Raw genomic sequence first — 13,761 nt, 5'->3', positions numbered from 1 at the left:
TGCCTATGGCGTGGAGCGATCTTTTGCCGTAAACCAGATCGGCGATGACCAGGCCCGCTCCTGTATGACAGTCTGCGTTGTCTGGCAAGTGCTTGCTTGTGCGGCAATATCGGCAGGTAGTTCGCTGCAGACTGCCTGATTCCAGCGGCAGGTGGGTTGCTCCAAAACCCGCAGGTAATACACGCTGGGTTGATCGGAATTGAAATCCGGGTCTTGCCATTGAGCGCAGAACGCGGTTTTTCCGTCTGACGCATTGATGAAAGTATTCTTATTGCTGCTGCTGGTGGACAGGGCACACGAAGCATTGTCTGCTTTGGGCACTTCGTTCAGTGTAATGACCTTCTCGTGTTCTGTTCCATTCACGTCTATCCATGCTTTGACCAGCTGCAAACTTTGCAGGGGTGTACCGTCTGGTGCACTGTTGGCCATCGCAAAAAAACTCGGTGCTTTGGCGTGACTGACGGTTCCGCCCATGGGCTGGCCGTGTGTATAGGCGATTGTCAGAGCATCCGTGCGGTTGCACAGATCCTCGGGTAGATCGTCACTGGCGAAAAAACGCAGCCCTATGCGGGTACCGCTAGTGCCATACACTTCCCGGCGTTTCATTGAGTCGAACAAATCCTGCCGGGTATTACTGTGTGCATAGATCACGGCAAGGCCACCGGGGTTAAGCTCCGCCTGCTTGGGGATGCTGTAGCCTTCAATGCGCTGGTTCTTGTTGTGGTGCTCGCGGTAACGGCGCTCCTGTACCTGACCGGCTGTTGCCAGGTGGGTATCTGTGCTGCCGATCAGGCCCAGCTGGTATGGGTTGCTCGCATCGAAACGCAAGCCTTCCTTCAGCGCCTCTCGCAAATTGCTGGTGTCGTTCTCGGGTCGCTTGGCGGCTATGGGTAAGAATTTGCCGAGGAAAGACGCGTAGGGAAGTGCTTCAAAACTGCAGGCTTCGTCGGTGGCGCCGACACCGCTGTAGCACTCTGAGGCACCTTTGTGCTGAATGATTTCGGCCAGCCGGTCGAAATAGTGCCTGTCAGCAATGTTTATTTCGGGATCGTCCCCTTTGCGGGGAAACATCTGCCCCTTGCTCAAGTTGCTGTTGTGCGGAATTGTGAGGGCGTCACAGCCAGTGCCTTTGTCCACACAGTGTTTGCGCAGTTCGCCGAACAGGGCTTCGGGTGTTTTGTAGTCAAGGGCACTGAAGGGGTTTGAGAGATCCGGGTTACCGTTGAAAATAACATTGCGGTGAATAGTTGCGCCGCCGCTGCCGTTACCAGTCCACTCGTAGGCAACAAAACTGGTGAAGACACAGGGATCGTTTGCGGTTTCGGCTGCGCGCACGGTTTCCTGCCATGCAGAGCGTTGCACATCCTTGCAGGCGTTATGGGCACAGTGGGGGCCGCCGGGCTCGCCCCAGAAGTTGCCGGCGATGCTGCCCAGCAGCAGGCCGAGACGCGGCCGGTTGCGCTCGAGCTTGCAACTCCAACTCTGGAACGACGGGCTTTGCGGATTGTGACATAGGGTGGCAGCCCCGAGTTGTTCCGCGTGGTCAGTGACCGCGGCAAAATCCAGTGTCCAGCCAGGCGTGATCGACAATGTGTCGTTAACGGCAATGGTTTCGCCGCGGGCATAGCGGTAGGCATCGTCGGGGAGTGCACGAATACCCATGCCGTTGGCATCATTAGATAGCGCCGTATGTACATGCAGATCGCCGAAATAGGCCTGAGGCAGCTCGTGGCGTATGCAGTCTCCGTGCGCACCTAGTGCAAGGCCTGCCAGGGTACCTATGAATGTGATTTTTAGGCGTGTTTGCATAGGGTCTGTCCGGAGTTGTGGCGGCATATCTCAGAGGGATAGGCGGTGCGATTCGCGCAGCACCTGATCCGCAATGCCCGGGTGGTCTGCTATGGTTGCCGGGAAAATGTCTCGCATCGCCAGTAGGGTTTTTATACCTTCTGCAAGATTCCCGTTTTTAGTCTTGCGCAGGGTGTCGGCCAGCGGATCATTGACCGTGTGGCCGCTGCGGAGAAACCCCAGCCAGGCGGCAATCGTCAGGCAGGCGTAACGTGGAATGCTGTCCCGTGCAATGTGCCATTCAATAACCGGAATAATACGCTGCGGAATTTTCTGTGAGCCGTCCATAGCAATTTGCTCGCAGCGATGTTCAAGGACCTGATTTTCAAAGCGTTCGATCAGGGCGCGTTGGTAATCATCTACCGGGAAACTCTCTGGCAGGGTAAAGGTCGGCTCTGCTTCGCGCATCAGGGCGATAACCGCATCGCGAATGAAGTTATCTTTGATCGCCTGGGCGACGCTGGTATGACCTTCAAGGCAGCCCAGATAGGCGATGAGAGAATGGCTGGCGTTCAGCGTTCGCAACTTGGCTGCTTCGAATGGCGTCACGTCATCGACGAATTGTGCGCCGACCTTGTCCCAGGGTGGTACCGGCCCCGCAAAGTTACGTTCGATAACCCACTGGCTGAAGGGCTCGGTAAACACAGGCGCGCCGTCTGCAAAGCTGTAATTACCAGAAAATTTTTCTATTGCGGTGTCGGTGGTGGCGGGTACGATGCGATCCACCATGGTGTTGGGGAAGCGGCAATGCTGGTCAATCCAGTCGGCGAGCAGGCGATTATTCACCCGGGCGAACTGCAGTAAAGCGACGCGTAACTTGCGGCCGTTGTCGCTCAGGTTGTCGCAGGAGATCAGCGTTACTCCCGGTAGATTACGCTGCTGGCGTAGTGCGAGAGCCCGGGTCAGAAAACCGAGCGTGCTCTGCGGGGTGTCGTTATTATTCAGGTCGTGGGCGATATCGTCCTGATTGATATTCAGTGTGCCGCTGGCGGCGTCGAGACCGTAACCTTTTTCGGTAACGGTAAGCGTGATTACATGCACCGTTGGTGCGGCCAGCGCCTCAATAACAGCGTCAGGTTGTTCTGAGGCGACCAGTACTTTGTTTAACGCTCCGATGATCTGACAGCGCTCGGATGCATCGCGACGGGTTACCAGGCTGTAGAGATTGTCCTGCGGTGCGAGTGCATCGCGCATGGCAGGCCGACGCAGGCTCACGCCGATAATGCCCCAGTTGCCGCCAAAACGGTTCATCGCCGCTTCCGTATACCAGGCCTGATGGGCACGGTGAAAAGCGCCCACTCCGAGATGGACAATGCCTGGTTGGATTGAAGCGCGATCATACTCCGGCAAGACAATGTCGCGGCCGTTTGAAGCCAGTGCTGTCAGTGTATCGTTACATAGTTTCACAGCCGATAGGCCTTTTTCGCCAGACCGTAGCTCAGTTCTGCGATCAGTGCTTCGGCCTGTTCCTCGCTAAGCCGGTGATCCGCGACCAGTTCCGCCAGATAGCGGCAATCCATGCGCCGCGCTACGTCGTGGCGCGCGGGGATGGAGAGAAAAGCGCGGGTGTCGTCGTTAAACCCCACCGTGTTGTAAAAACCGGCGGTTTCGGTAGTCTGCTGGCGGAATCGACGCATACCCTCGGGACTATCGTGGAACCACCAGGCAGGGCCAAGTTTCAGGCAGGGATAATGCCCGGCCAATGGCGCCAACTCGCGGGCGTAGGTGCTTTCGTCGAGTGTGAAAACAATCAGTGAAAAATTCGGGTTGTTACCAAAGCGATCCAGCAATGGTTTCAAGGCTGATACGTAGTCTGTTCGGGTGGGGATGTCAGCCCCTTTGTCGCGACCATAACACTGAAAAAGTTGCGCGTTGTGATTGCGAAAAGAGCCCGGGTGTAATTGCATGACCAGCCCGTCGTCCAGGCACATGGCCGCCATTTCGGTGAGCATCTGCGCGCGGAACAACTCCGCATCGCTATCAGAGCATGCGCCTGAAAGCACACGTTGAAACAGGGCCTCGCATTCAGCGCCGGACAAAGCCGCAGTTTGGGCTGTGGGGTGGCCGTGGTCAGTGGAAGTGGCGCCCATGGCTTTAAAAAATTCGCGTCGCTGCCGTAAGGCCTTGAGATAGCCCTGCCACTGATGGCAGTTTTCTCCCGTCAGGGCAGCGAGTTGGTTCAGATTATCGGCAAAACCTTCGTACTGTGGGTCAATCACGGGGTCTGGGCGATAGGCTGTGATAACCCGGCCTTTCCAACCGCTGTCACGTATGCGCTGGTGATGCTGGAGGCTGTCGAGCGGTGACTCGGTGGTGGCCAGCAGCTCGATGTTGAATCGCTCAAAAAGGGCGCGAGGGCGGAAAGCGTCGCTGGCGAGGGCCGTATTTATCTGGTCGTAATATGCATCTGCAGATTCCGCTGTGAGAGTGACGGTTAGGCCGAAAACCTCACTGAATACATGGTCCAGCCATAGCCGCGACGGTGTGCCGAGAAAGCAATGATAGTGTTCGGCGAATCGATGCCATATTTTGCGGTTGTCTGTTTCGATACAGGTGCCGTTCTGGTGGCAGATACCCAGCTCATCCAGAGATACACCTTGGCTGTAAAGCATCCGGAACACGTAGTGATCGGGTTTTATCAGCAGTTCAGTGGCGTCGGTGAACGGCTTATTGTCCGCAAACCAGGATGGATCTGTGTGCCCGTGTGGGCTGATGATGGGCAGATCCCGAACCTGCTGATAGAGACGGCGGGCGATGTCTCGTTTCAGTGGTTCAGGTGAAAACAGTCGGTCAGGGTTGAGTTGCAGGGGTGTCGTCATAATGTTGCCGCGCGCTGTCAGATTGTCGGTAACCGGGTATAGGCTCTGTTACTTATTTTGGCCTGACCACCTTACCATTATTCAGGTCGCGCCGCGTCGGGTCAAGTCGCTTCGCTTTCGATCACGGTCTTGATCACACGTTTCAGGTGTTTGTGCATCGCTTTGCGTGCTTTGCTGGCACTGCCTTCGACGAGTGCGTCATAGATCGACTGGTGATCTTCAATAATCGGGCGCACGCCTTCCTCTCGCAGCCGCCGGTGAAACATCTGGCTAATTTCCGATTCATTACGCAACGCCCACAGCCATTCCACTGCCGAGACCAGCACGCTGTTGCCGGAGGCCTCGGCAATAACCCGGTGAAATTCTTCGTCGGCATCCTCGTGTACGGATTCCTGCTGATTCTCACGGGCCATGTCCGCCAGCAGTTTTTTCAGTCGCTGCAGTTCCTGTTTGGTAATCTTGTCTGCGGCCAGTGCCGCGGTTTCTCCTTCAAGCGCCAGGCGGGCTTCTAGAATTTCGAACGGACCGGCGCCGAACTCTGTTGGCAGGGTATCGTGGCGGCCGGGTTTGCGTACCACGTAAACACCAGAGCCGCTGCGAATTTCTACAATGCCGGAGATCTCCATGGCAATCATGGCTTCTCGAATGGTGGGGCGGCTGACGCCAAGCTTTTCCGCCAGATCGCGTTCTGACGGCAGACGAGAACCGACGCTGATTACTCCTTCACGCACCATGCTGATGATCTGATCTGCTACCTGCATATACAGGCGCTGCTGCTTTACGGTTTTGAATTCCATTGCTGTTCCCAAGCTCAATTGCCCTGGAGGCCTTTTGTTGAAATAAGCCTTGCTCGTGTCGTACTGTCTTGGTAAGTTGGCAAAGTGGTCAGGCCAATTTGATTTTTAGTATAGCCCGCCCGTTAGCGCCAAGTCAGTACTTTGTTTGGCTGTGAGTGTAGCAGAGGCCCCGTTTTTAAAGAATTGATAATCCTATGAAAATAATCGACGCCAAAGTCATTGTTACCTGTCCGGGACGCAACTTCGTGACCCTGAAAATCCTCACCGATGAGGGTGTCTACGGTATAGGGGACGCCACCCTGAACGGCCGGGAAATGTCGGTCGTTGCCTATTTGCAGGAGCATGTGGTGCCCTGTCTGATCGGCCGAGACCCACAGCAGATTGAGGATATCTGGCAATATCTCTACCGGGGCTGCTATTGGCGGCGAGGCCCGGTGACCATGACGGCGATTGCAGCCGTCGATGTGGCGTTGTGGGATATCAAAGCCAAGGTCGCCAATATGCCGTTGTACCAGCTGCTTGGCGGCCGTTCCCGCGAAGGCGTGATGGTTTATGGCCACGCCAATGGTGCTGATATTGAAGAAACCCTTGATGAAGTCGCGCGTTATAAGGACTTGGGATACAAGGCCATTCGTGCCCAGTCCGGTGTGCCGGGTCTAGCCAGCACTTACGGCGTGTCGGGCGATAAAATGTATTATGAACCCGCCAACGGTAGCTTGCCGGAAGAAAACGTGTGGTCGACCGAGAAATACATGCGGCACACACCGAAATTGTTTGAGCGCGTTCGCGATGCGGTTGGGGATGAGGTTCATCTGCTGCACGATGCTCACCACCGGCTTACACCTATTCAGGCCGCGCGTCTGGGTAAGGACCTCGAGCCCTTTCGTCTGTTCTGGCTGGAAGACACTGTGCCGGCTGAATTGCAGGAGCGTTTTCGACTGATCCGCCAGCACACCACGACGCCCTTGGCCGTCGGTGAGGTGTTTAGCTCAATTTATGATTGCAACACCTTGCTCAGCGAACAATTGGTAGATTACATCCGTGCCACCATTGTACACACTGGCGGTATTACTCACGTACGTCGCATTGCTTCGCTGGCAGACCTGTATGAAGTCAAAACCGGTTTTCACGGTGCTACCGATCTGTCTCCGGTCACCATGGGTGCGGCCTTGCATTTTGATACTTGGGTGCCCAACTTTGGTGTGCAGGAGTATATGCGGCATACCGAAGCAACCGACGAAGTCTTCCCGCACGACTACCAGTTCGAAAATGGCTATTTGAAAATAGGCGATACCCCGGGGCACGGCGTGGACATCAATGAAGAACTGGCAGCGAAATATCCCTATGAGCGCGCCTATCTGCCGGTTAACCGGCTTGAAGATGGCACATTGTTTAACTGGTGAAAGCAGGTAACCCCATGCGAATTCTAATAACGAAAAGTATTGCGTTGGCGGCAGCGATAATCAGTATGAGCTCACTGAGTATTGCGCAGCTTGAAGAAGTGATTGTAACGGCACAAAAGCGAGAGCAGAGCATGCAGGATGTGCCAATGGCTATAACAGCCATCGGCGGACGCATGCTGGAAAATAATGAGATTAATAGCGTTTCTGATCTCAGCAAACTTGTGCCGTCTCTTAAATTCACGCCGGGCGACAGCCCCAAGAACAACTCCATTCGGGTTCGTGGTGTTGGTACTGATGTATTTAGTTCTGCGGTTGAACCCAATGTCTCGGTGGTGTTAGACAATGTGCCTCTGGCGCGCACCAGTCTAGCCAACTTTGATTTCGCTGACGTCGAACGCGTTGAAGTATTGCGCGGGCCTCAAGGTACACTCTTTGGGAAAAATGCTTCCGCCGGTCTGATTCACGTTGTAACGCGCGATCCCCATTCCGAATTCGAGGCGCGATCCCGATATAGTTACGATCAGGCCAGCGATTTTGACAGTGATATGTGGAAGTTTCAGGCCAGCCTGAGTGGACCTTTAACTGATGCGCTGGGTGCGCGCCTTACCATTTATAAAAAGTCTACGGATGGACATATTTATGATTTGACCACTAAGGATCACATCCCCTCGAGCGAGAGTCGCGGGGCCAGGCTTAAATTCAAGTGGGACGTCAATGATGTTCTAACTTTGTCCTTGATTGGAGAGTACTCGGAGTTCGACGGAGAGTCCTATCCCATGGTGCAACGCAGTGCGAACCCCGGTATAGAGCGTAGCAATGACCCGATCAACGCCAGTGAAGACAATCGTCAAGCGCGCACAGTAAGCGGTACCGATAGTGATTCGGAAACAGAGGCACTCACCCTGCTTGTGAACTGGGATGTTGGTAGGCACACATTGTCGAGCGTAACAGGGCTTCGCGAAGCTAATATATTTGCTGATACTTCCGCTGCTGCATTAGACGGTGCCAATGCAAATCTTGAATCCAATGGCGGCCCCCGTACGATTGAAACCTTCACTCAGGAGCTGCGCATATCTTCTGTCGATAATGAAGTGTTGGAATACACGCTGGGTGCGCTTTGGTTTGACAACAAGCTGGGAAATACCTTTGACCGCCGTGTGACTGACATTCCCGCGAACTATGCCGCTAATCTTTACACTGATGATCCTTTGGTGATTCCGCTTAATGTCGGTAGCATCAATCAGGAGGCCGGTTTCTGGAACCAGATCGATACAAAGAATCTGGGGGCTTTTGGACAAGCTACCTGGCATGTAGCTCATCGATGGCATACGACACTTGGATTGCGCTATATCGATGAAACGCTCGAAGCCGCCTTTACCAGCTACCAGCGATTGGAAGAGTCTGCTACCGGGCTGCCTTTGTCCGCAGCAGACTCCAGTGTTAGCGTACCGCATGCAGAGGTATCGGACACCGCCGTGACAGGGACATTTTCCCTGCAGTACGATCTGAGTGATTCGTCCATGGTTTATGCTACCTATTCAAAGGGCTATCGTGGCCGTGCATTTGATGTCGTGTCATCCTCGAATGCCGAGAGCTTTGCAGATCCGCTTGAAGCAGAAACAGCTGATTCCTATGAGATAGGCATTAAGTCACGTTTTTTTGATGAGCGACTGGAGCTCAATGTTACGGCTTTCCAGACATTTTTCAAAAATTTCCAGGCGCAGATTGTCGATATGTCTGAAGGCGGTTTCACCACTGAACTACGACTGGATAACGCGGGGGAACTTGAAACAAGGGGCGTAGAATTGGATTTCAAGGCGAATCCGATAGCGCCCGTTTTTATCTTTGGCTCACTGCTTTATAACAATGCTGAGTTTAACGATTTTATTACCCAATGTTTTACCGGTCAGGGCCCTAGCGAGGCCGGTGCTATCGATTCCGATGGCGATGGAGCCTGTGATGGCAATGATGTGGCGGGCGGAAAACTGCCCAATGCGCCCGAATGGAGTGGTTCTATTACTGGCCGCTATGATTGGGCTCTCGGTGAGAGTGGCCGCACACTCTATGGTCAGATCACCGGACGCTATCAGTCAGAGGTTCAATTTCAAGCGGATCAGCATCCACTGACCATTCAGGAAGCCTATGACATCTGGGATATTCGCGCCGGTTTTATCGGCGTGGGGGGGCGATTGGAAGTGTCGGGCTATGTCAAAAACCTGTTTGCACAGAATCATGTCAACGCCATGTTTGCCTTATCGCTGACGAACGACCGGCGCGATATAACGCATTTCTTGCCTCGTGATGCTGATCGTATTGTCGGTTTGTCGGTAGCTTATCAATGGTAGTGACCTGTCTGGGCGAGGTAATGCTGGAGCTCCGCCCCGCCGACAGTAGCAGCCAGCTTTCGCTTGGCGTCGGTGGTGATACCTTCAATACCGCCGTTATGCTGTCTCGGGAAAATGTGAGCACCGGCTACCTAACTGCGCTCGGGAAAGATCGCTTCAGCGATCAGATTCTTGATCGGGCGCACGCGGAGGGTGTTGGTACTGCCGGTGTCCAATTTGACTCCGACGCATTGCCTGGACTGTACCTGATTCAGAACGACGCCAGCGGCGAGCGAGAATTTTTCTATTGGCGCGACCATAGCCCGTCACGGCGTCTGTTTGATAGTGATGAAAAGCTCAAGGCTTGTATTCAAAGCTGCTGTGAAAGTGGGTGGCTGTACCTCAGCGGCATAACAGTTGCGGTGATGGCGCAGCAACAGAAGCGTCGTTTTCTTGAATTTCTTAAAGCGCTCAAAAATGCAGGGGTGAGTATAGCCTTCGATCCGAATTATCGTCCGAGCCTTTGGGATTCGGTTGAAGATGCCAAGCTCTGGCATGCCACGCTGCTGGGCTATAGTGATCTGGTGTTGCCGACGCTGGTTGATGAACAGGCTTTGTGGGGTGCGGACAGCGCGAAATCTGTTATAGAACACTGTCAGGCCGCTGGTGTTACCACGGTGGTTGTGAAATGTCCCAATGCGCAGGCCGTGGCCTGGAATGGTAATGAGTCAGTCGAGTGCGGTACGCGTTACCGTGGCCTGGTTGTGGATACCACTGGCGCTGGCGATGCCTTCAATGCAGGTTTTCTTGCCGCCCATCTTGCCGGACAATGCTTGGCAGAATGCCTGCAACGCGCTCATGAGGTCGCTTCTCGTGTGCTTGCCGTGCGCGGTGCGCTTCCCTGATATGCTGCTTGCGGCAACTGTCAGTGTTTCCTTGGTGTAGTTTGTATAGATGGTGATTCGTGTGCGCGTTTTTACAGCCCTGGGGCTTGTCGGCAGCCTGCTTTCGAGCACAGTGATAGCAGACGGCCTCGAATCGATTCTGGTAACCGCCAATGCGCCGGTTGATCAATCGGTGGGCTACCTGGACTCTCTGGATATTATTACGCGAGAACAGATTTCGCTTCAGCAACCAGTCGATACCAATCAACTGCTCGACGGGATTGAGGGCGTATACGCATCCCGCGAAGGTGGTCCCGGAGGCGTAAACAGTCTGACTGTGCGTGGCGCTGAACCGAATTTTGCGGTCGTACTGATCGACGGAGTGGCTGTGAATGATCCGACCAATACTCGCGGTGGTTCGTTTGATCTGGCAACGATGTCTGCCATTGCCGTGCGTCGTGTCGAATTAATCAAGGGTCCACGCAGTGTCGTCTATGGCTCCGACGCCTTGGCCGGCGTCGTCAAGCTGATTACAGCGCCAACAGAGGGAGAGAGCAGTGGTCTGCAGCTCTATCAAGAATCCCAGGAGTATGGTGCGTTTCGCCAGGCCGGTGAAGCGGTGCTGGCAAACGCCCATCACGCGGTGAGCTTGCAGGCGTCACGAGAAGACAGCGGACGAGTGTGGCAGGGCAGCCTGCGAACGCTGGAAGAAATGGCGGTTCACTATCGCGCCGACTTTGATCACAGCACATTGCAACTGGGAGGCCGTCAGGCCGAGTTCGACAAACGAGCCTATCCTGAGCAGAGTGGTGGCCCCCGGTTTTCGACGAGTGCTGAGCGCGATATCAGTATCGGCGACGATCAGACGGCTTACATCTCGAGCGAAATCTCACCAATGACAAGCTGGCGTATTGCAGCGCAGTACTCAGAATTCGATCGTTTTCTGGATTACTACTCGCCCGGTATCGCCCCTTACAATAATGTGCCCGAAAATTTCTATACGGCGGATTATTCGCGGCAGCAATGGCGGCTGGTCAGTGAGCTGCGTTTGGGAGGCATTAATCTCAACGTGGGCATCGACCGCCGCTGGGAAAGTGGTGTCAGCGAGGGGCAAGTGGTGTTCACGAGTATCCCCGTTGATGCGCTCGGCTTTTTGCTGGGCTTGCCGTCACCCCCGGTGGAAACCGGTCTGGGGCTGCCGGTCGAGCTTGCGCTGGATACAGACTACAGCCTGCGGCGTACAACACAGGGTCGTTTTGCCGAGCTGAACTGGCAATCCGACGGTGACTGGGTGTTGAGCGCGGGTATTCGTCGCGACACCGGAGATGAGGCGCATGAAACGGTGCGCCGCTATCGCGTGAGCGTTCCTGCCGGATTAACCCGGATAAATTTTTCTTACTCAGAAGGCTTTAAATTGCCCAGTTTTTTCGCGCTGGGTCATGGTCTGGTGGGAAACCCTGAGCTGAAACCTGAGCAGGTGAAAAGCTACGACATTGAATGGCTCGCGCAATGGTACGCCGTGGGGTTGGAACTTTCAGTTTTTCATACTCAGTATCATGATCTCATTGATTTTGATGCAGAGGCCTTTACCAACGTCAATCGCAATCGCGTCACTAGTCGGGGAGGCGAGATTTCACTGAACTACCGCTGGCACCGCTGGCAGTTGCGCGGTAGCTGGTCGCACGTGGCTATTGACGTGGAGCGAAGTGATCGCCGGCTCGCAAACCGGCCGGAAAACACAGCTGTACTGGAACTCAACTGGCAACCGGCTGATTACCTGAGCTGGCACAATCGTGTGCGCTGGGTCGATGAGCAATTTGCGACGTCTTTATACACAGGCGAGAGTCGCGAGTACGTGCTGGATGATTACACGCTATGGGATTCGGCACTGCGCTGGCAGCTCAACAACATGCTAGCGATAACAGCAGGCCTCGAGAACGTTGCCAACACCCGGTATCAGGAAGCGGTAGGTTTCCCCGGCCACAGTCGTTTGTTGCGTGTTGGACTGCTGTTTACCCTGTAAACGCCCTAGCGCTGGTCTTGGGTTGCGAGACGGGACGCGCGCTCCCGTCTTTTCCTTGCAAAGTTTGGCAGATCACTGACGAGGGCCGCAGTTTGCTATGCGGGAGGAGACCACACCCGCCCCTTGTTTCGGCAATAACCGGATTCTGTTTCTCTTGGTGAAAGTTACCGTCGAATTATGGGCAATCGCCTTCAAGGCCCATGCCCCAAGCTAACGCACCCTTTAGCATACTTTTCTGCTCGGGACGCTCGTAGGTGTTCGCTTCGTGTCCCAGTGCTGAATAGAAAACGCGTCCGTGATTGTTCAGGCAGTGATGCCAGATAATCGGGTGGTCACCCATGTTGAGGTCACCACCCATGGCTTTAGCCTCGTAGGTGCTTTCATCGAGATTGGCCAGTACCGCAGCGCCGTCTTCACGGGGATTGTTGCCAAAGCTGTACCACTCATCCTCGTGTTCCCATGTGGCGGGAAAGTGTTTGGTGGCCGGGTGCGTTTGGTCTTCGAAATGTACTGTGGCGGTCTGAAACTGAGGAAACATTGGGTGGCCGATAAACTGCCCTTTCAACAGATCTTGTTTGTACCAGTCCCAGAAGTCATAACGGGTACCAGCGGCGCCATGTACGCCAACAAAACCGCCGCCATTTTCAATATACTGCTGGAAGGCGGCTTTCTGCTCGTCTGTCCAGTTGTCGCCCGTGCAATTGTTGCCAAATATCACATCGAACTGGGCTAACTGTTCGTCATTAAATATGGCGGCATTCTCAGTGTTGTAGACTGTCCAGCCGTTTTCTTTGGCAATATCTTCCAGAGATTGGGTAGCCGCGACGATGGCCTCGGCGTGACGAAAACCATTGGTTTTGGAGAAATTTAGAATGCGCGGACGCGGGCCAAGCGTCTCTGGCAGTACAGGTGCGACTGTGTCGATCACTGGTTCGCCCTTGCCCATTGAGCGTTTAATGTTCTCATAAGTATCGCAACCGGTTAGTGCAAGGCTGCAGAGAATAAGAATAAGCGCGCAATAGCGGCTTTTGAAGAAATGGGGCATGAGCGATACTCTGTTTTATTTGACAGTTTATGAACACATTGTAGTGTTTCTTTGTAGCCCATCGCCTTGACAGCCTCGGGGTGTTTCCGGGAGACTGCCCATATTGGCCTGACCACCTGTCCAAAGTTAGCAGAGGTTGTGGGGACGGATCAAGTGTACATGGAGTGGCTGGGATGCTGGTGCCCCTTGCGCCGTGCAGTTTCAGGCGCCGCAAACGAAGTGGCAGCAGCTGGAGATGTGCGCGCAAGGCAGTTTCCCGGCATATAAACAATAAAAGGCATTATTCATGAAAAAGTGGTTTGTCTCCTTCGCTGTCATTCTAGGCATTGTTGCTGCTGCGGTTTCATTCTGGCAAACACGTGAAAAAGTGCCAGTGTATCTGGCGGTGGAAACGCCACCCGCACCTGCGCTGACACCGGTAGAGGCCCTTGCGGGCTTTACGCTCGCACCGGGATTTTCGGTAGAACTGGTGGCAGCCGAACCCTTGGTGGTCGACCCTGTAGCGATGGCGTGGGACGAATCCGGTCGTCTTTTTGTGGTGGAGATGCGCGGCTTTATGCCAGACACTGAAGGCACTGGCGAAGACAAGCCGATCGGTCGAGTAGTAATGCTGCTGGA

General features: G+C 54.4%; 9 protein-coding genes and 1 pseudogene. 5 read left to right on the top strand and 5 right to left on the bottom strand.

Features of this window, described 5'->3' with window-relative positions:
* Positions 1 to 3: 3 nt before the first annotated feature.
* The 4 genes from ABYP39_RS12225 to ABYP39_RS12210 all read right to left on the bottom strand — a co-directional run bounded on the left by ABYP39_RS12225 (position 4) and on the right by ABYP39_RS12210 (position 5,464).
* The gene (locus ABYP39_RS12225; RefSeq protein WP_372782775.1) at positions 4 to 1,809 is read right to left on the bottom strand and encodes a DUF3604 domain-containing protein; all 1,806 of its coding nucleotides are present in this window, start codon (positions 1,807 to 1,809) and stop codon (positions 4 to 6) included.
* A 30-nt stretch (positions 1,810 to 1,839) separates the two neighbouring features.
* A complete protein-coding gene (locus tag ABYP39_RS12220) occupies positions 1,840 to 3,255 on the bottom strand; it encodes a mannitol dehydrogenase family protein (RefSeq protein WP_372782773.1) in 1,416 nt (471 codons plus the stop codon).
* Positions 3,252 to 4,667: a glucuronate isomerase gene (uxaC, locus tag ABYP39_RS12215; RefSeq protein ID WP_372763655.1), complete on the bottom strand. Its 1,416-nt coding sequence runs from the start codon at positions 4,665 to 4,667 to the stop codon at positions 3,252 to 3,254. Before uxaC ends, ABYP39_RS12220 begins: the two co-directional genes overlap by 4 nt.
* A gap of 101 nt (positions 4,668 to 4,768) precedes the next feature.
* The gene (locus ABYP39_RS12210) at positions 4,769 to 5,464 is read right to left on the bottom strand and encodes a FadR/GntR family transcriptional regulator (protein ID WP_372760450.1); all 696 of its coding nucleotides are present in this window, start codon (positions 5,462 to 5,464) and stop codon (positions 4,769 to 4,771) included.
* Between the two features lie 194 nt (positions 5,465 to 5,658).
* Between ABYP39_RS12210 and manD the strand changes: the two genes are divergently transcribed.
* The 4 genes from manD (at position 5,659) to ABYP39_RS12190 (ending at position 12,098) form a co-directional block, all read left to right on the top strand.
* On the top strand, positions 5,659 to 6,867 hold the full coding sequence (manD, locus tag ABYP39_RS12205) for a D-mannonate dehydratase ManD (protein ID WP_372782771.1): 1,209 nt from the start codon (positions 5,659 to 5,661) through the stop codon (positions 6,865 to 6,867).
* 14 nt (positions 6,868 to 6,881) lie between these two features.
* The gene (locus ABYP39_RS12200) at positions 6,882 to 9,212 is read left to right on the top strand and encodes a TonB-dependent receptor (RefSeq protein ID WP_372782769.1); all 2,331 of its coding nucleotides are present in this window, start codon (positions 6,882 to 6,884) and stop codon (positions 9,210 to 9,212) included.
* Positions 9,206 to 10,096 (top strand): sugar kinase, encoded by an 891-nt coding sequence (locus ABYP39_RS12195; RefSeq protein ID WP_372782767.1) that lies wholly within the window; start codon positions 9,206 to 9,208, stop codon positions 10,094 to 10,096. Before ABYP39_RS12200 ends, ABYP39_RS12195 begins: the two co-directional genes overlap by 7 nt.
* Positions 10,097 to 10,157: 61 nt before the next feature.
* Positions 10,158 to 12,098, top strand: a complete 1,941-nt coding sequence (locus ABYP39_RS12190; RefSeq protein ID WP_372782765.1) for a TonB-dependent receptor plug domain-containing protein — start codon at positions 10,158 to 10,160, stop codon at positions 12,096 to 12,098.
* A gap of 175 nt (positions 12,099 to 12,273) precedes the next feature.
* Here the strand turns inward: ABYP39_RS12190 and ABYP39_RS12185 are convergent, their stop codons facing one another.
* Complete coding sequence (locus ABYP39_RS12185) at positions 12,274 to 13,143, bottom strand: ThuA domain-containing protein (protein ID WP_372782763.1); 870 nt, start codon at positions 13,141 to 13,143, stop codon at positions 12,274 to 12,276.
* Between the two features lie 286 nt (positions 13,144 to 13,429).
* On the opposite strand from ABYP39_RS12185, the pseudogene ABYP39_RS12180 reads away from it, so the two are divergent.
* Positions 13,430 to 13,761, top strand: a pseudogene (locus tag ABYP39_RS12180) (hypothetical protein); the annotation flags it as partial.

The organism is Litorivivens sp., assembly GCF_041625495.1.
Lineage (GTDB): Bacteria > Pseudomonadota > Gammaproteobacteria > Pseudomonadales > Spongiibacteraceae > Litorivivens.
The sequence above is the reverse complement of the archived record's forward strand: the minus strand, read 5'-3'. Positions and strand labels throughout refer to the sequence as shown.